The following is a 17431-nucleotide window of genomic DNA, read 5'->3' on the forward strand; positions in this document are numbered from 1 at the left end:
CGCGGGGGGAACGTGACGTGGATAAAATAATCGTTCGCGGTGGACAACGTCTATCGGGAAAAGTTAGGGTACATGGAGCAAAAAATGCAGTATTGCCAATCATCGCAGCATCAATTCTGGCGGAAGACGGTGCGAGCACCATTCATGAAGTACCTGGGTTGGACGATGTTTTTACAATCAGCGAAGTCATGAAAGCATTGAATGTCGACATACAATACAACCAAGAATCCGAAATACTAACGGTCAACGCACAAAAACTATCGGCAGTCGAGGCACCTTATGAATGGGTACGCAAAATGCGTGCGTCTTTTCTTGTGATGGGACCTCTTCTTGCGCGCAAAGGAAAGGCGAAAATCCCGCTTCCAGGCGGATGCGCCATCGGAACGCGCGGAATTGATCAGCACTTAAAAGGCTTTGAGGCAATGGGTGCTAAAGTCGAAATTGGCCAGGGTTACATTGATGCCCGCGTTGAAGGCCGCTTAAAGGGGACGAAAATTTACCTCGATATCCCAAGCGTAGGCGCAACGGAAAACATTATGATGGCGGCCACCATGGCCGAAGGAACAACAACCATCGAGAATGTGGCGCAGGAGCCGGAAATCGTAGACCTTGCGAACTATTTGAATGCAATGGGCGCACGCGTGCGCGGAGCAGGAACAGGAACGATCCGCATTGAGGGAGTCAACCGTCTGACAGGGGCGGTGCATAATGTCATTCCGGATCGGATTGAAGCGGGTACGTTTATGGTTGCCGCAGCCATTACGCGGGGCGACATCATTATCGAAAACGCCATTATCGACCATTTAAAGCCAGTTGTCGCGAAGCTTCGCGAAATGGGCGTATCGATTGAAGAAGTGGATGACGGCGTGCGCGTATACGCGGAGAAGGAATTGAAGTGCGTGGACGTAAAAACACTGCCGCACCCGGGATTCCCGACGGACATGCAGTCACAGTTTATGGCCATGATGCTGTCTGCCGCGGGTACAAGCCTGATTACTGAAACGGTATTCGAAAACCGCTTTATGCATGTGGACGAGTTTAAGCGGATGGGCGCAAAAATCAAAATCGACGGACGCACTTCCATTGTAGAAGGCGGCGTCCGCCTGACCGGAGCGAAAGTGAAAGCGACGGACCTGCGTGCAGGCGCGGCTTTAATCCTCGCCGGTCTTATCTCGGAAGGTGAAACGGAAGTGACCGAGCTTCACCATGTAGACCGCGGATACGTGGACATCGTTTCCAAGCTGAAAGCACTCGGAGCTGACATTGAGCGTTATAATACGCCGGTCGTGCAGCTTGTCAGAGACGATGCCCAGGAAGAGGGTATGGCACAGGTGGCTGCCACACGCGTTTCGCTCGCATAATCAGCGAACTTTATAAGAAAAGTACAAGAGCCCTGCCGGGAATGAACGCCGGCAGGGCTCTTTTTTATCGAGTAAAAAAGTGTATATTGCTTCAGTCCACACAGTCCCCCCTTCCTCGCGGAAGGGAAAGGCAAGTGGAATGAACTTTCTTTTTTCTTGTCTATCTCGCCTCCTTCCCGCATATATTTATACAAGAAAGAAGTTGTCCACCCGGAAGGAGAGAAACATGAAACAGGTTCTGTCTATCATCGCTGTCGTTGTTGTCATCCTGCTCGCCGTTCCGTCCGCTCTCGTCTACTTCTACTCCGGCCCTTCAGAATCTCATTTGACAACACCGGCGACTCCCGTACTGTCTTCCGCGCATGCCGATAAAAAAACGGCTGAAAAACAATATACCGTGCGCGTGTTTCGCGTAGAGACCGGAAAAGTAGACAACGTCCCTCTTGAAAGCTATGTGGCAGGCGTTGTTTCCGGCGAAATGCCGGCCGAGTTCGAGGTGGAAGCCCTTAAGTCACAGGCGCTCGCAGCCCGTACGTATATCGTTGATAGGCTTGTGAAAAATGATTTTACGGACGTGCCCAAGAATTCTCAAGTAACAGATACAGTGAAGCACCAGGTGTATCTCGATGATAAACAGCTGCGCGAGCGATGGGGCAGCTCCTACGCATGGAAAATTCAGCGTATCCACCAGGCTATCAGCGAAACGGAAGGAAAGATCCTGACGTATGAAGAGAAGCCGATTATGGCGACGTTTTTCTCGACGAGCAACGGATACACGGAAAACTCGGAAGATTACTGGGGACAGAAAATCCCGTATTTGCGCAGCGTAGCGGTGCCGTGGGATAAAATATCCCCCCGCTATGAAGAAACGACGACCGTGCCCCTCCAACAGCTGGAGGCGCGGCTGAAGACGAAAATCGCAGTGCCTGCGTCCACCAGCGACAAGCAATGGGAGCGCGTGCTTTCACGGACTGCGGGCCAGCGTGTAAAAGAAGTGAAGATCGGGGATCGGACGTACACAGGCCGCAAAGTTCGCGAGCTGCTGGATTTGAATTCGTCCCATTTCTCGATGAACCTTGAGAAGAATAAGGTGGTTATTCATACGCGGGGTTACGGGCATGGAGTGGGCATGAGCCAGTGGGGAGCGAATGGAATGGCGCGGGAAGGGAAGAAGGCGGAGCAGATCGTGACGTATTTCTACACAGGAGTGAAAATCGAGGATGCAACAAGGTTCCTGGGGTGAAGAGTGGTGGACGCACTCGCTCGCCTTTCCCTTCCGCGAGGAAGGGGGGACTGTCCGCTTCACTCCCTGCAGGGAGGAGACCGCAAAACAAGAAAGCTGATTCGGGGAAGAGGACGTTGCGGTCTTTTTTCCTCCCTTCCGTTCGTTCCGCTGGGTTAGGAAGGCCGGACTTCGCTCTTTGCGTCCACCACTCTTCCCCACTCCCTTTTGCGTTTCCTCTATTTCGTACATCTAATAGAAATGGCTGTAAGAGAATAAAGAGAGAAGAAAGTTTTCATTACATCGTAGAAGTGATAGGAACAATGAGCGTAGTCCGGCCTTTCATACCCAGCGGAGCGGTTGAAAGAGCGGAAAAAAGCCCGCAATAGTCTTCTTCCCCGAATCGGCCCTCTTGTTTTGCGGGCTCCGCTCTTGCGAGCGCGGAGCGGACAGAACCCGCATCCCTGCGAAAGGGAAAGGCAAGCGAATGGGCCTATCACTTCGGCCGTGTAAAAAACTTTCAGTATCATGTTTATTCCTCTCATTTCCTGTCAACAATGGGATTTGAGGTGATAAACAATGAGTGATGAGCAAAAAAAATCAATGGAACCTTCTGGCCCAATCAAAAAAGTTCAGGTTGGCGGCTGGAGGAGAATCTTCGGTAAAAAATGGGTTTTTCCAGCAATGTACATGGGAATCGCAGCAATTATTCTTGCCTTTGTGATGTGGTACCAGGACAGCAAAGACTTCAGCATCTTGAACAAAGCGAAAGAGAATGCGAACCCTCAGGAGCAAACTCAACAGAACGGGGGAGAAATTGCGGTAACTCCGCAGGGTAACCCTCAGGCTGAAAAGGCGACGCCTGTTAACGGCTCGGACAAACCATTAGCGTGGCCGTCCAAGAAAGACGCCGGCACAGAAAAAGTCATGAGCTTCTACGATGATGGTGCAGACAAGAAAGCGCAGGAAGCCTCGCTTGTTCAGTATGACAACTCATACTGGCCAAACAGCGGTATGGCGATTGCAGCGAAAAACAAGAAAACGTTTGACGTTACCGCTGCTGCCGCTGGAAAAGTAACCAAAGCCGAGCGCGACCCGATGCTGGGATACCAGGTAGAAGTAGAACATGCGAACGGTCTTGTAACGGTATATGCAAGCCTTGAAGACGCCAAGGTTAAAGTGGGCGACGAGGTAGAGCAGGGAACGGTAGTTGGAACCGCAGGCCGTAATGTTTTTGAGAAAGACCTCGGTGTCCACCTTCACTTCGAAGTGCACAAAGACGGGCTGGCAGTACAGCCTGAGCAATATTTACAGAAGTCAACCAGTGAAGCTTCCGCAAAATAAATAAAAAACATAAGAAAATGAAGAAAAAAGGCTGATTAGTACATGCTATCAGCCTTTTTTCGCATATATGGGACCTTGCCTCAATATAATGTATCAGACCATTTACCATTAGGAGGCGAGGGGAGTGCACGATTACATCAAAGAGCGGACCATGAAGATTGGCTATTATATTGTGGAAACCCGCAACACGGTCCGCAAGATTGCCAAAGAGTTTGGCGTATCGAAAAGCACGGTGCACAAGGATTTAACGGAGCGGCTGCCCGAAATCAATCCGGAGCTGGCCAATGAGGTAAAAGAGATACTTGAGTATCATAAGTCGGTCCGGCATTTGCGCGGCGGGGAGGCCACCAAAATCAAATACAAAAGAAAGGGAAAATCGATTAAATTAGAGGAGGCAGAAGAGCTGGCGTAAGGAAAAAATCTCCTTGTTACGGGACAATATGCGTAGTACAATATTCTGATGATATATTGTTACAGGGAGGCAGTTGCATGTTAGGCAAAGATATTGGAATTGATTTGGGAACAGCCAACGTAGTGATTTATGTCAAAGGACGGGGTGTCGTACTGGATGAGCCATCGGTCGTAGCTATCGACAGCCAAACGAAAAAAGTTCTTGCCGTCGGGGAAGAAGCGCGCCGTATGGTCGGCCGTACACCGGGCAATATCGTCGCCATCCGTCCGCTTCGTGATGGGGTCATAGCAGATTTCGATATTACGGAAGCAATGCTCAATCATTTTATTAAAAAAATCGGGGTCAAAGGGTTCATGGCTCGGCCGCGTATCTTGATCTGTACACCAACGAATATAACATCCGTTGAACAAAAAGCGATTCGGGAAGCAGCGCAGCGATGCGGCGCAAGAGAAGTGTTCCTGGAGGAAGAACCCAAGGTGGCTGCCGTAGGCGCCGGAATGGACATCTTTCTCCCGTATGGCAATATGGTAGTTGATATTGGCGGTGGTACAACCGATGTAGCCGTGCTTTCTATGGGAGACATCGTCACCGCCTCTTCTATTAAAATGGCCGGGGACAAGTGTGATCTTGCGATAATGAGGTACATTAAAGAGAAGTACAAGCTGCTTATCGGGGAGCGTACCGCTGAGGATATTAAAATCCAGATTGGTACCGTGTTTCCCGGATCGCGCACCGACCAGATCGATATCCGCGGCCGCGACATGGTCTCAGGGCTGCCGCAGACCGTTACGATCACTTCAGAGGAAGTATGTGAAGCGCTGCAGGAAATCGCCCAGGCCATCCTGGCAGCTTCCAAAAACGTACTGGAGCGTACACCGCCGGAGCTTTCCGCTGACATTATCGACCACGGCGTCATGCTGACAGGCGGGGGATCGCAGCTGCACGGGCTGGACCGGCTGCTGGCCGAAGAGCTGAAGGTTCCTGTTCTCACTGCTGAGAACCCGATGGCGTGCGTTGCGATGGGGACTGGCATTATGCTGGAAAACCTCGACAAATCGCCGCAGCATCGGTCAAAGAAGAAGATTTTTTCATAGGCATGTGTTCTCATTCGATTTTCAAAGAGAATCTGCTATAATGGTAACAACATAACTCCCTTTTTTTGCCTAACATGTGATGAAAGCCAGGTGAAGACCATGCTGCGTGGATTAGACGCTGCCGCTTCCGGCATGCTTGCCAACCAGGCAAGGCAGGATGCACTGACAAACAACCTCGCCAACGTAAATACACCCGGCTATAAAGCCGATAATTCTACCTTCCGCACGTTTCCGGAGCTTCTCCTGGAACGAATCCGCGATACCGGGGGCGGTGTCGCGGGGCTTCCGGCGTTCCCGGGACCGCAGCAAATCATCGGAAAGCTCTCCCACGGGGTATACAACCAGGAGCTTGTCCCGAATTTTATCCAGGGGGATATAACGGAGACGGGGAAGGTACTCGATATAGCAATGACGGATGGCACGCTGGCTGCCAGAACGGTAACGAACCCGGACGGTACGACCAAACAAGTGCAGCCGAAGATGTTCTTTGCGATTCAGAAGCCGGCGGCGAACGGACAGCCTGCGGAGACGTTCTATACGCGCAGCGGGAACTGGACGATGAACGCGCAGGGCTTCCTGACGACGCAGGAAGGCTACCAGGTGCTCGGCAGCAACGGTCAGCCGGTTAACCTCGCGCGCTTTTTGCGGGACCCGGCAGGAAGGCCGGTCCGGCTGAGCAAGGAGAATCTCCAGATTAGCCCGACCGGACAACTGACGATCCCATGGAATCCAGCCGCAACGACGCAGCTTCGCATGGTGCGGGTAGACGACCCGACGAGAAATATGATCAAAGAGATGGATACAACGTTCCGTTACACCGGCGCCGGCGCACCGGCCGCCTACAATCCGGCTGTGGACGCGGGTGTGGCGGTGAAGCAGGGATACATCGAACGCTCCAACGTGGATCCCGGCCGCACGATGATTGACATTATGAACGTAGTCCGCAGCTATGAATCGAACCAGCGGGTGCTGTCGGCGTACGATACGACCCTTCAGAAGCTGAATGAAGTTGGAAAAATAGGATAGAAGGTGTAACCGATGAACCATTCCATGATCAATGCCGCTTCCGGCATGCGTGCCATGCAGCTGCGGATTGATACGATTGCCCATAACCTGGCGAACTCCGATACGGTTGGCTACAAAAGCAGCGATACAACATTTGCCTCCCTGCTGACGAGTAAGCTGAACAACCAGCCGTATGACCAGTATGAGCAGGGGCGATTAACTCCGTACGGAATCCGCCCGGGCTTTGGTGCCAAGGAAGCCATCCAGCAGGTAGACTATACGCAGGGCACTGTGAAGCAGACCGATCAGCCAACGGATTTGTATCTGGAAGGGGAAGCGTATTTCCGGGTGCAATCCGCGGATGCGAACCGAACCGGAGAAGCGCTTTTTACCCGCGACGGATCATTTAAGTTTATACCGACGGCGGGGAACCAGCTCCAGCTCGTAACCGCAAACGGTGACTATGTCATGGACAGCAATCCGCGCACCCCGCGCCCGATTCGAATTCCCGCGAACGCCACGAATTTCCGGGTGGACAGCACCGGACAGATTACATACCGGACCCCGGCCGGGGTACAGCAGACCCACAGCCAGCGAATCGGTGTTTATACCGTCCAGAACCCGAATATACTGGATAATGTGGGGGAAAACTATTTCCGCCTCCCGCTTGGTCCCGGACAGGCGCTGAACACCTTCGCCCAGGTGAGCAACAACGTTGTGCAGATGCCGCAGGGGCTCGCCGTTCACCAGGGCGGACTGGAAATGTCGAACGTGGATTTGCGGAAAGAAATGACGTCCCTTATGGAATCGCAGCGTGCGCTCCAGTTTAACTCGCGGGCGCTCTCGTACGGCGACCAAATGATGGATGTCACGAATCGAATTTTTAGAGGATGATAAACGCATGGCAGAACAACCGAAGCAGCCGCAGGTCGTAAAAACACAGGGCGCGGCTGCACTAAAGGATAGTCAAACGAAAACCAGTGATACGTCCGTTACGAAAAGAAGAAAAAGAAGAAAGGGTGTGCCCCTTTTTCTAAAATTGATTCTGGTTCCTTTTCTCCTGTTTGTCGCGCTTCTTGCCGGCATGATCGCGGGCTACGGTGTGCTGGGTAAAGGGAACGCACTTGATGTGTTCAATTTGAACACATGGAAGCACATTTATGACTTAGTGTTCAGCTGAACACTTTTATTTTTTATTACTATATTTCGGAAAATTATAGAAATAGAAAGGGAAGGACTGATTAAAAGTGGAGAGAGAAAAAACGAGAGAGCTTTTGCGGATTTTGGAAGAGAACAGCCGCCGTTCGGCGGAAACGATTGCGACGATGCTGGATACGACCGTGGAAGACATACAGGAAACCATCACAAAGCTGGAGAAAGAAAAAGTTATTATCAAGTACCCTGCGATTGTAAACTGGCAGAAAATCAATGAAGACGACCTTGTGACCGCCATGATTGACGTCAAAGTGACGCCAAAACGCGACGTGGGATTCGATGACGTAGCCGAGCGCATTTACCGCTTTCCCGAGGTACAGTCGGTGTACCTGATGTCCGGCGCCTACGACCTGTCCGTTGTCATCGAAGGAAAGACGATGCGCCAGGTAGCCCGCTTTGTATCCGAGAAGCTGTCGGCTCTTGACTCCGTCATCTCCACTACAACCCATTTCATCCTGAAAAAATATAAGCATGACGGCGTGATTCTAGAGCAGTCGGGAGACGATAAGAGGATGGTCGTATCGCCATGAGTGTATCCCCGCTGCAGCAGATAGAAACAGGGAACCGCAGGCTTTCGCGCACCATTCAAACGATTCCTCCGTCGGGCATCCGCCGTTTTTTCGAGCTGGCGTCCTCGATGGAAGGCGTTATCTCGCTCGGCGTAGGCGAACCGGATTTCGTCACGCCGTGGAACGTACGGGAAGCGGCGATTGATTCACTGGAAAAAGGATACACGTCGTATACGTCGAACAGCGGGATGTACGAGCTGCGGGAGGAAATCTGCCGCTACCTGTCCGACTCGTTCAACGTAACGTACAATCCGGATAAAGAAGTCGTTGTGACCGTAGGGGCGAGCGAAGGCATCGACATTGCGCTGCGGGCGATTCTCGACCCGGGCGATGAAGTGCTCGTTGTCGAGCCATGCTACGTATCGTATGACCCGGTTATCCGCCTGGCAGGCGGGGTACCGGTCACGGTGCAGACGTCGATTGAGGATCAATTTAAGCTGACAGCCCGGCAGATGGAAGAGAAAATTACGCCGCGCACGAAGGCGATTATTTTCTGCTTCCCGAACAACCCGACGGGCTCGATTATGGCGGAGGAAGAGCTGGCTGCCCTTGCTTCGGTCATTAAAAAGCATGACTTACTCGTCATTTCAGATGAAATTTATGCCGAGCTGACATACGATGCGAAGCATACGAGCTTTGCGGCGATTCCGGGAATGAAAGAGCGGACGATTTTGCTGTCGGGGTTCTCGAAGTCGTTTGCGATGACGGGCTGGCGCCTCGGTTATGCGGCCGGGCCGGAGGATATCATCCAGGCGATGGTGAAAATCCACCAGTACACGATGCTGTGTGCGCCGATTATGGCCCAGGTGGCCGCCCTGGAGGCGCTGAAGCACGGGATGGAAGCGAAGGACCGGATGGTGGAGAGCTACCGCCAGCGCCGCAACTATGTGGTGAAGGCGTTCGAGCAGATCGGATTGTCCTGCCACAAGCCGGAGGGGGCGTTCTACGCGTTCCCGTCGATTCAATCGACCGGGCTGTCGGCGGAAGAGTTTGCGGAAGGCCTGATTCTGGAGCAGAAGGTGGCGGTCGTGCCGGGCCATGTGTTCGGGGAGAGCGGCACAGGCCATATTCGCTGTTCGTATGCGACGTCGATGGAGAATCTGGAGATGGCGATTGAGCGGATGGATAAGTTTCTGCAGAAGATTTAACCCTGAATAAAGGAATGAACGACGCCCTTGAAGCGGATAAACGATCGGCTTCAAGGGCGTTTTGCAATAAAACGATTAAAGGAGATTGAATAACAGAGCTTGAATTCTTACATATAGAGTAAAAAAGCATAATTTTTCATATACAGGAAAGCATAGTATAAGTGATACTATATTGAATGGGAAGGGGTGTATATATTGAGACAACGTTGGACTTTATCTATAAATGATTTTGGGAAAATTGATAATGCGAGAATCGATATATCACCATTTATGCTGTTTGTAGGAGATAACAACAGCGGAAAAAGCTACGTGATGTCTTTATTGTGGGGAATTGTGTCTTTAGGCGGCACCCTTTTTTTTGATAAAGAATCCCTCCGTACCTATAAAGATTGTCAAGATTGGCTGTTAAGTAATATAGACAAAGATGAGGTCATCATTGACGAGGAAGCAGAAACATTATTTCTAAAATGGTTCAATGATATTCTAGCGGCAGAAAAAGAAAATCTAGTAAAAAGAATTTTTAATTACCCGATTAAATTGGGCAGCGTACAGATTGAAAATTACAGAAGAGTTGAACCATTAAGGATTAATTTTAATTGGATTTCCATTAAATCTTCCGAAGTTGACGAACTGGATGAAGCTGAGGATGACGAAGGAGTATTTACGAATGTAGATATGGACAACAGCCAGATTGATTTCCATTTGTCTAAACGGCTGACATCAGTACAGGATGATGTTTATGAAATGGTGAGTATTATCACCTGTGCCTTGTTTATTGGCAGCCTCAACATCCCGTTTCCAACAAGAAGATCGTTAAACAGGTTCGAACCGGTTTATCTCCCTGCTTCAAGAACAGGGTTTATGCTTACATATAAAATGTTAATTGATCCACTCATAAATGAATCCTACAGTATGAGCGACGATCAAAAAGAGGCGACAGACCGAAGATTGCCACTCTCGGTAGTAAAGTTTTTAAATAAACTGCTGAAGATGGACATAAAAGAAAAGCCAAAATACGAGGAAATCGTGAATTTTTTAGAGGAAAATATACTGCTTGGTAAAGTAGGAAAGGATTCCTCCCCTGTTCCAAACTATTTCTATAAGCCAAAGAGTATTGAAGATAACTTACCCTTATACGTTACATCGTCTTTAGTGTCTGAAATCGCGCCTATCATCTTATTCTTACAATCCGGATATCAGTTTAGATTAATGATAATTGAAGAACCTGAAGCCCATCTGCACCTCGAACTGCAGCGTGTATTACTAAGGGGTTTAATACGATTGGTAAATAGCGGGCTACCCATATGGATAACAACACACAGTGATACTTTTATCCAGCAGATCAACAATTTAATTTCTTTAAAGAACTTAAGGGAAGAGGGAATTGAAGTTAAAAATCTTAGTTATGACGAAGCAGATACCATTTCCCCTGAGAAAATAAAGATTTATCAATTTAATAATATAGACAATGGCAGGACGAAAGTTGGACTACTAGAATCCACAGAGGAAGGGGTCATTGTTCCAACCTTTAACAATGCAATATATGAGTTGAGCAAAGAGGCATTGGCGATACAAAAAACGAGATTCGAAAATGAAGCAGATCCAGAAGATGATGGAGATAGATAATTTGAGGGAGATTGTTGGGGGAGAATAGATGCTGTCAGACGATTTTTCAACACGATTGGGATGGATTAAACATCACTACGTAATAAAGGCTTCGCAAAATGGCGGGCGTTTACTAGTGAAAGAGAAGCAGGTTGAAGGAGAAGCGGAATTGCTATGCCAATTTCAAAATGAGGCATTTCAGTTCGCATTGGAAGGGACTAATAAAATTGATTACCTGGTAAATCAGAAATGTGCGGATGGAATTATTCTGGAAGATAAAAGTGGCAAGTGGCATCTGCATATTATTGAATGTAAAAAAACGGTGCAAGGCTCATCCTGGGGCAAAGCGAAGGTGCAGTTTGAGGGCGCCATATTGCGTATGCAAAGCATAGCTGGCTTGCTTGGAATTAGAATCGAGAACATTACGCTTTATACCGCGTTCCGGGAAGATAACTTGAGCCAGACAACAAATCCGGTTCTATTAAAAATGGCGTCGATGTCAGCAGACACAGGAGCTCCGGGTGCGTCTACTTACCTGGACTGGGATAAAGATGAGGTTGCGGTTCTCTCCTTAAAGAAACTCAAACATGTAAAGATAAAATTAGACCACCAGGGAAAAAACCAAATTGCTATTTGAAAACTTTCATCATTCTCTGGTGCAGGACCAATTTTTATCATTGATTTTTTTATAAACCAGTACTAAACTGAATGATGTTATGTATTAATATTTGCTATTATGCATGATTATTAATAAACCGTGTTATCGTTTACCAAGGAGGCAAACAATGAAGAAATTATTTTTTCTTATCGCAATACTAACCGTGGCTTTTTCATTAAGTGCTTGTGGCGCGAAACCGGAACTCCCGGCTGCTTCAGCACCAGGTAAGGCAGAAGGAGCCAATCAAGGCTCCGATACACAGGGAAATACACTGGAAGCGATTAAACAGAAGGGGAAACTAACCGTTGCCATTGACGATACGTTCCCTCCGATGGAATATCGCAATGACAAAAATGAACTCGTTGGCTTTGACATTGATTTGGCTAAAGCTGTCGCAAAAGAAATAGGTGTGGAAGCGGAGTTCATTCCTTCTGCATGGGATGGCATCCTCCCCGGCCTGGATGCGAAAAAATACGATATGATCATGTCTTCCATGAATATAACGGATGAGAGAAAGCAAAAAGCAAACTTCTCCGAATACTTGAAGCTCGGTCAAATTGTTGCTGTGAAGTCCGGCAATCCATTAGGGATTAAATCCAAAGAAGATTTAAAAGGCAAAATTGTTGGCGTTCAATTAGGAGCAACAAGTGAGACGGCTGCAAGAAAAATCCCAGGCGTGAAAGAAATTAAAACGTACAACGGATATACCGATGCTTTTAATGATATGGGACTTGGCCGTTTAGATGCCATTGTTGTAGCAGAAGCGGTTGGCCGTTACTATATGAAAACAAAGCCGGACACATTTGAAATCGTGGGCGATACGTTCCAGAGCCTCCCGGTGGGGATTGCGGTTCGCAAAAATGACGCCGATTTATTAAAAGCATTAGACACAGCGGTACAAACGGTTAAAAACAATGGAACGTACGGGGAAATTAGCACGAAGTGGTTTGGCACAGACAAATCAAAAGAATAGTGAATGACCAGCGTAAATCGGGACGAGCTTGTTCCCGATTTACATTTATTTAGTAGATAAGAAAGTATAACTTTCTTATCTACATAAGGGCAACTAAGGCGATCGCCAGCGCCTGCGGCTTGTCGCTAGCCAAGTTTTCTTTATAAGGAGGTAGTGTGGTGTCCGGTTTTTTTGAATTCGCTATAACGTACTTGCCCTATTTACTTCAGGGTGCTCTGGTTACCGTAGAGATAGCGGGAATTTCTGTCGTTCTGGGCTCCGTCCTGGGGCTTATTGTAGGGTTAGGGCGCGTATCTCATAATAAATATATCTCCCAGATTAGCCGCTTTTATATTTGGGTGATTAGGGGAACCCCGTTATTACTGCAATTATTTGCGATTCATTTTGCTCTTCCAACGATAAATGAAGCGCTAACCTTTCCGCCTTTTGTATCAGCGGTCATTGCCTTAACAATGAACGCGGCAGCCTATATCGGGGAAATCGCAAGAGGAGCAATCCAATCCATTGATAGAGGGCAGATGGAAGCAGCCCGCTCCTTAGGATTAAGCTACCGGCAGGCCATGCGCAGGATTCTTGTTCCCCAGGCTTTCCGCCGGATGCTCCCCCCGCTCGGAAACGAATTCATTGCGTTAATTAAAGAATCGTCTCTCGTATCTACGATTGCCTTATATGATTTATTACGTACAGGCCAGCAAATCATAAGCAGCACATTTCGCTACATTGAAATTTTCGCGTTGGTTGGCATCATCTACCTGCTGCTTACAACAATCATGACCTATGTTGTGGGGAAAATTGAAAAAAAGGTGGGGGTGTATGAATGATCCGCTGTAGCAATTTAAAAAAGCGATTTGATGCACTGGAAGTTCTTAAAGGAATTGATGTAGAGATTCATTCCGGTGAAGTGGTTGTTATTATCGGGCCCAGCGGCTCCGGAAAAAGCACATTTCTCCGCTGTCTGAATTATTTGGAGCGCATTGATGAAGGTACGGTTCATATTAATGGAAAACTGTTAGGGAAACGCGAAGTCCGCGGGAAGCTGGTAGAAGACAAAGAAGCCAACATTAATAAGCTGCGGCAAGAAATCGGGATGGTCTTCCAGCAATTTAATCTTTTTCCCCATATGACAGTAGTAGAGAATGTGATGGAGGCGCCTGTCCTGTTGAAAAAAATGAACAAAGAACAGGCAAAAGCGAAGGCACTCACGCTTCTGGAGAAAGTTGGGTTAAAGGAGAAGGCAAACGAGTACCCGAACCGGCTGTCCGGCGGCCAGAAGCAGCGGGTAGCGATCGCAAGAGCATTGGCGATGGAGCCGGAAATTATGCTGTTTGATGAGCCGACTTCAGCGCTTGACCCGGAATTAGTCGGAGAGGTATTGCAGGTCATGAAACAACTGGCCAAAGAAGGAATGACCATGGTTGTCGTCACGCATGAAATGGGATTTGCCAAAGAGGTCGCTGACCGTGTCATCTTTATGGATGGCGGCTACATTGTGGAACAGGGATCCCCGAAAGAATTATTTGATAACCCGCAGCACCTGAGAACGAAAGAGTTTTTAGGGCATATAAGATAAACCGGGTGGTAAAAGAGAGATAGAGAGGGAAGTTAGGATGAAGACTGTGGATGCATTGCGCGATAAGGAAAACGAGCGAACCGCTCTCATAAAGGACAAGACAGAACGTATCTTTTCCCGTTTGCTTGAAATTCGAAGGCACTTTCATATGTACCCCGAAGTAAGCAATGAAGAATTCAAAACAACAGACAAAATCAATGAATTACTGGACCAATTTCATATCCCAAAACTGGCTGTCAACACGCCGACAGGCACAGCCGCCATCCTTCATGGAAAAGAAGCGGGAGCGGTTGTGGCGATCCGGGCGGACATTGATGCCCTGCCGATTCAGGAGGAGACGGAGTGGGAGTATAAGTCAAGGATTGCTGGGGTGAGCCATGCCTGCGGCCATGATGTCCATACGACGGTCGCGTTAGGGGCAGCCATCGTGCTGAAGCAAATGGCGGACCAGTTTCCGGACGGGCAACTGCCTGGGACGGTAAAATTTTTATTCCAGCCGGCGGAAGAGGCGGACGGTGGAGCAGAATCGATGATTCAACAGGGCCTGCTGGAAAACCCGCGTGTGAATGCCGTCATTGGCCTGCATAACTATCCTGATCTCCCTGCCGGGACGATTGGCATAAAAGATGGCTTCCTTATGGCAAGCGTAGATGAATTCCAGATTATCATTAAAGGTGTGGGCGGGCATGCGGCCATCCCGGAAAAAACGATTGATCCGATCGTCATCGGATCTGCTGTTGTCCAGCTTCTGCAGACCATCGCCAGCCGGGCGGTCAGCCCGAAGGAATCGGCCGTGGTTACGATTGGCCAATTCCATGCGGGTACAGCCAATAATGTGATACCGGACACCGCTTTTCTTGAAGGAACGGTGCGTACGTCGAGCAGAGAAGTAAGAGACCGGATTGAACGGCTGTTGATTCAGATGGTCAGTAACACAGTAGCGGGGATGGGAGGAGAAGTAGAAATTGAATATAAAAGACTGCTTCCGCCCGTTATGAATGATAGCAGGGTCGCTTCGATCCTCAGAAAATCGGCCGAAAAAGTAGTAGGAACGGACAATGCCGTCGAAGCAGAACCGACGATGGGCGGGGAAGATTTCTCCTTCTTCCAGTTGGAAGCTCCGGGATGCTATTTTTGGCTCGGCTCCGGCAATGAGGAGAAGGGAGCGATTTATGACTGGCATCACCCCAAATTTATGGTGGACGAAGAAGCGATAAAGACAGGGGTCATGATGATGGTTCAAGCCGCCCTTGACCTGATTGAGAATGGCCGATAGGAGAACCGGGCACAGATGAAATTTAACATTAAAAGTGAGCGCTTATGGAACGATATGATGGAGTTCGGGCAAATTGGCAGAGGCGAGGACGGCGGCGTAACCAGGACGTCTTTTGACGAAGCCGATATGGAGGCAAGGGGGCTCTTCCTGAAGCTGTTGGAGAAATCCGGCCTAAACCCCGGGATGGATGCAGCAGGAAATATCTTTGGGGAAATAACTGGCGAAGACCCGGAGTTACCGGTACTTCTGATCGGCTCCCATCTTGATACCGTGAGGTCAGGCGGCCGCTTTGACGGAGCAACGGGTGTTCTCATGGCGGTGGAAGTGCTGCGGACGATGCAGGAGAACGGCATCAAACCGGCGAGAACGGTGAAGATTGTTTCTTTTACGGATGAGGAAGGGGCCCGTTTTGATTATGCATTCGTAGGAAGCATGGCGGCAACCGGTTCTGTTGCAGCAGATGAACTACAAAGACAATTGGCTGCAGCAATGGACGGGGACGGGATTTCCTATGCTGAGGCGATGCGAAATGCAAGCCATAAAGGCGGTCATTTCAGCCGGATCAATCCTGATTCGCTGGAACAGGCCCAAATAGACAAGGCAAAGATAAAGGCGTACCTTGAAGTACACATTGAACAGGGCAAGGTCCTTGAGAACAAAAACCTCGGTGTGGGCATTGTGAGCGGAATTACCGGGGGAGAATGGTCAGATGTTACGATTTCTGGCGAAGCGGGCCATGCCGGGACGATTGGAATGACAGAAAGAAGAGATGCGCTGACAGCCGCCGGAGAGTGCCTGCTTGCTATAGAATCGATCGCGAAAAACAGCGGGGGAAGTGTCGCTACGGTCGGGAAGCTGGAAGTGAAGCCGGGAAGCAGCAATGTTATTCCTGGAAGAGTCGACTTTACTCTCGACATTCGTGACATTTCCGATGAGCGAAGAAACCAGACATCCATCCAAATTTATGATGCCATTCGAGACATCGTGGCAGGAAGAGGGTTAACCTGTGAAGTTACACCCGTACAGTCCCTCTCGTCCATGATAAGCTCTGCTATGGTTACAGAAGCGATGAAAGCGGCGTTTCAGGAAGTGGATTATCCTACTTATTCGCTGCCAAGCGGTGCGGCCCATGACGCGATGGTGATGGGGAATGTGTGTGAAGTTGGCATGCTTTTTGTGCGAAGCAAAGACGGCATCAGCCACCATCCGGCCGAGTGGAGTTCACAGGAGGATGTGGCCTTAGGCTGTGAAATTCTCTATCGCACGGTAGCAGGGTTATTGTGAATTTATTTACATTTTTTTACAATCTCCTTCTTTTCCTTGGTCATAGGACATGATATACTCAGGAAAAGGAGGAGGAGCGGATGAGTGAGGAACGCTTTAATCGAATAGAAGAGATGATCGGTACCTTAGTTAAGATGGTCGGCACAACAAATGCACGGGTAGAAGAGCTAGCGGAAGACATGAAAGAAGTTCGTACAGAACTAAAAGGACTTCATGCAGAAGTAAAGGGGCTTCAGACAGAAGTAAAAGGACTTCATACAGAAGTAAAGGGGATCCAGACAGAAGTAAAGGGGCTTCAGACAGAAGTAAAGGAAGTTCGTACAGAATTAAAAGAAACTCGTACAGAGATGAATCAGCGGTTTGACCGAACGGATAGGAACTTCAGCATGCTGGAGAGCGATTTTGATTTAATACACAAAAAAGTGTCAGAGAACGAACGGGAAATTAACCGGCATAGTGGTCTGTTCGGTTATGATCAGCAAAAAAGAGTAACGGATAGATAAGAAAAAGGGATGGCTCTCTGTTAAGCAGAAAGCCATCCCTTTTTCTATTACATCACTCCTTTTACCGTGTATTTGTGCCCTAAAAGCCAGGGAGAGAAAATGATAAGTGTCGAAAGTTGTAGGTAATTAGAAGGTAAAAGTAAGAAAACGTCGAATTATGTTTTATATACATAGTATCCATATTTATGGAGG

The 17431-nt window shown here is 48.8% G+C and carries 19 protein-coding genes; 18 read left to right on the forward strand and 1 reads right to left on the reverse strand.

Annotated elements, in window-relative coordinates:
* Nucleotides 1-17 precede the first annotated feature (17 nt).
* Nucleotides 18-1361, forward strand: a complete 1344-nt coding sequence (gene murA / locus MBEAL2_RS02765) for a UDP-N-acetylglucosamine 1-carboxyvinyltransferase (protein WP_047150809.1) — start codon at nucleotides 18-20, stop codon at nucleotides 1359-1361.
* 226 nt (nucleotides 1362-1587) lie between these two features.
* The gene (gene spoIID / locus MBEAL2_RS02770; protein ID WP_047150810.1) at nucleotides 1588-2604 is read left to right on the forward strand and encodes a stage II sporulation protein D; all 1017 of its coding nucleotides are present in this window, start codon (nucleotides 1588-1590) and stop codon (nucleotides 2602-2604) included.
* Nucleotides 2605-2822: 218 nt separating this feature from the next.
* Here the strand turns inward: spoIID and MBEAL2_RS30945 are convergent, their stop codons facing one another.
* On the reverse strand, nucleotides 2823-3113 hold the full coding sequence (locus MBEAL2_RS30945) for a hypothetical protein (protein WP_152667677.1): 291 nt from the start codon (nucleotides 3111-3113) through the stop codon (nucleotides 2823-2825).
* 49 nt (nucleotides 3114-3162) lie between these two features.
* Here MBEAL2_RS30945 and MBEAL2_RS02775 point away from each other — a divergent pair, with 49 nt between their 5' ends.
* The 16 genes from MBEAL2_RS02775 (at nucleotide 3163) to MBEAL2_RS28795 (ending at nucleotide 17239) form a co-directional block, all read left to right on the forward strand.
* A complete protein-coding gene (locus MBEAL2_RS02775; RefSeq protein ID WP_047150811.1) occupies nucleotides 3163-3927 on the forward strand; it encodes a M23 family metallopeptidase in 765 nt (254 codons plus the stop codon).
* A gap of 124 nt (nucleotides 3928-4051) precedes the next feature.
* The gene (gene spoIIID / locus MBEAL2_RS02780) at nucleotides 4052-4339 is read left to right on the forward strand and encodes a sporulation transcriptional regulator SpoIIID (RefSeq protein WP_047150812.1); all 288 of its coding nucleotides are present in this window, start codon (nucleotides 4052-4054) and stop codon (nucleotides 4337-4339) included.
* A gap of 77 nt (nucleotides 4340-4416) precedes the next feature.
* A complete protein-coding gene (locus MBEAL2_RS02785) occupies nucleotides 4417-5433 on the forward strand; it encodes a rod shape-determining protein (protein WP_047150813.1) in 1017 nt (338 codons plus the stop codon).
* A 99-nt stretch (nucleotides 5434-5532) separates the two neighbouring features.
* On the forward strand, nucleotides 5533-6459 hold the full coding sequence (locus MBEAL2_RS02790; RefSeq protein WP_047150814.1) for a flagellar hook-basal body protein: 927 nt from the start codon (nucleotides 5533-5535) through the stop codon (nucleotides 6457-6459).
* Between the two features lie 12 nt (nucleotides 6460-6471).
* Nucleotides 6472-7332 carry a flagellar hook-basal body protein gene (locus MBEAL2_RS02795; protein WP_047150815.1) on the forward strand — a complete coding sequence of 287 codons (861 nt, stop codon included), beginning with the start codon at nucleotides 6472-6474 and terminating at the stop codon, nucleotides 7330-7332.
* A 7-nt stretch (nucleotides 7333-7339) separates the two neighbouring features.
* Nucleotides 7340-7618, forward strand: a complete 279-nt coding sequence (locus tag MBEAL2_RS02800) for a DNA-directed RNA polymerase subunit beta (RefSeq protein WP_047150816.1) — start codon at nucleotides 7340-7342, stop codon at nucleotides 7616-7618.
* A 67-nt stretch (nucleotides 7619-7685) separates the two neighbouring features.
* Nucleotides 7686-8183 carry an Lrp/AsnC family transcriptional regulator gene (locus tag MBEAL2_RS02805; protein WP_047150817.1) on the forward strand — a complete coding sequence of 166 codons (498 nt, stop codon included), beginning with the start codon at nucleotides 7686-7688 and terminating at the stop codon, nucleotides 8181-8183.
* A complete protein-coding gene (locus MBEAL2_RS02810; RefSeq protein WP_047150818.1) occupies nucleotides 8180-9370 on the forward strand; it encodes an aminotransferase in 1191 nt (396 codons plus the stop codon). The genes MBEAL2_RS02805 and MBEAL2_RS02810 overlap by 4 nt, the downstream gene beginning before the upstream one ends.
* Before the next feature lie 195 nt (nucleotides 9371-9565).
* Complete coding sequence (locus tag MBEAL2_RS02815; protein WP_047150819.1) at nucleotides 9566-10996, forward strand: AAA family ATPase; 1431 nt, start codon at nucleotides 9566-9568, stop codon at nucleotides 10994-10996.
* A 28-nt stretch (nucleotides 10997-11024) separates the two neighbouring features.
* Nucleotides 11025-11612, forward strand: coding sequence for a hypothetical protein (locus MBEAL2_RS02820; protein WP_047150820.1), 588 nt, complete (start codon nucleotides 11025-11027; stop codon nucleotides 11610-11612).
* Nucleotides 11613-11760: 148 nt separating this feature from the next.
* The gene (locus MBEAL2_RS02825) at nucleotides 11761-12606 is read left to right on the forward strand and encodes a basic amino acid ABC transporter substrate-binding protein (RefSeq protein ID WP_047150821.1); all 846 of its coding nucleotides are present in this window, start codon (nucleotides 11761-11763) and stop codon (nucleotides 12604-12606) included.
* Between the two features lie 158 nt (nucleotides 12607-12764).
* Nucleotides 12765-13427: an amino acid ABC transporter permease gene (locus MBEAL2_RS02830; protein WP_236692667.1), complete on the forward strand. Its 663-nt coding sequence runs from the start codon at nucleotides 12765-12767 to the stop codon at nucleotides 13425-13427.
* Entirely contained in the window at nucleotides 13424-14176 is a 753-nt protein-coding gene (locus MBEAL2_RS02835) for an amino acid ABC transporter ATP-binding protein (RefSeq protein WP_047150822.1), read from the forward strand. The genes MBEAL2_RS02830 and MBEAL2_RS02835 overlap by 4 nt, the downstream gene beginning before the upstream one ends.
* Before the next feature lie 37 nt (nucleotides 14177-14213).
* Entirely contained in the window at nucleotides 14214-15452 is a 1239-nt protein-coding gene (locus MBEAL2_RS02840; protein WP_052947386.1) for a M20 metallopeptidase family protein, read from the forward strand.
* Nucleotides 15453-15467: 15 nt separating this feature from the next.
* A complete protein-coding gene (locus MBEAL2_RS02845) occupies nucleotides 15468-16736 on the forward strand; it encodes a Zn-dependent hydrolase (protein WP_047150823.1) in 1269 nt (422 codons plus the stop codon).
* A gap of 80 nt (nucleotides 16737-16816) precedes the next feature.
* Nucleotides 16817-17239 carry a coiled-coil domain-containing protein gene (locus MBEAL2_RS28795; protein ID WP_052947387.1) on the forward strand — a complete coding sequence of 141 codons (423 nt, stop codon included), beginning with the start codon at nucleotides 16817-16819 and terminating at the stop codon, nucleotides 17237-17239.
* Nucleotides 17240-17431 lie beyond the last annotated feature (192 nt).

It is taken from the genome of Aneurinibacillus tyrosinisolvens (assembly GCF_001015055.1).
Taxonomy (GTDB): domain Bacteria; phylum Bacillota; class Bacilli; order Aneurinibacillales; family Aneurinibacillaceae; genus Aneurinibacillus_A; species Aneurinibacillus_A tyrosinisolvens.

Coding starts and splice junctions, on each gene's coding strand:
- spoIID (WP_047150810.1), top strand. CDS start 1,588: ATGAAACAGGTTCTGTCTATCATCGCTGTCGTTGTTGTCATCCTGCTC.
- MBEAL2_RS30945 (WP_152667677.1), bottom strand. CDS start 3,113: ATGATACTGAAAGTTTTTTACACGGCCGAAGTGATAGGCCCATTCGCT.
- MBEAL2_RS02775 (WP_047150811.1), top strand. CDS start 3,163: ATGAGTGATGAGCAAAAAAAATCAATGGAACCTTCTGGCCCAATCAAA.
- MBEAL2_RS02785 (WP_047150813.1), top strand. CDS start 4,417: ATGTTAGGCAAAGATATTGGAATTGATTTGGGAACAGCCAACGTAGTG.
- MBEAL2_RS02790 (WP_047150814.1), top strand. CDS start 5,533: ATGCTGCGTGGATTAGACGCTGCCGCTTCCGGCATGCTTGCCAACCAG.
- MBEAL2_RS02795 (WP_047150815.1), top strand. CDS start 6,472: ATGAACCATTCCATGATCAATGCCGCTTCCGGCATGCGTGCCATGCAG.
- MBEAL2_RS02800 (WP_047150816.1), top strand. CDS start 7,340: ATGGCAGAACAACCGAAGCAGCCGCAGGTCGTAAAAACACAGGGCGCG.
- MBEAL2_RS02810 (WP_047150818.1), top strand. CDS start 8,180: ATGAGTGTATCCCCGCTGCAGCAGATAGAAACAGGGAACCGCAGGCTT.
- MBEAL2_RS02820 (WP_047150820.1), top strand. CDS start 11,025: ATGCTGTCAGACGATTTTTCAACACGATTGGGATGGATTAAACATCAC.
- MBEAL2_RS02825 (WP_047150821.1), top strand. CDS start 11,761: ATGAAGAAATTATTTTTTCTTATCGCAATACTAACCGTGGCTTTTTCA.
- MBEAL2_RS02835 (WP_047150822.1), top strand. CDS start 13,424: ATGATCCGCTGTAGCAATTTAAAAAAGCGATTTGATGCACTGGAAGTT.
- MBEAL2_RS02840 (WP_052947386.1), top strand. CDS start 14,214: ATGAAGACTGTGGATGCATTGCGCGATAAGGAAAACGAGCGAACCGCT.
- MBEAL2_RS02845 (WP_047150823.1), top strand. CDS start 15,468: ATGAAATTTAACATTAAAAGTGAGCGCTTATGGAACGATATGATGGAG.
- MBEAL2_RS28795 (WP_052947387.1), top strand. CDS start 16,817: ATGAGTGAGGAACGCTTTAATCGAATAGAAGAGATGATCGGTACCTTA.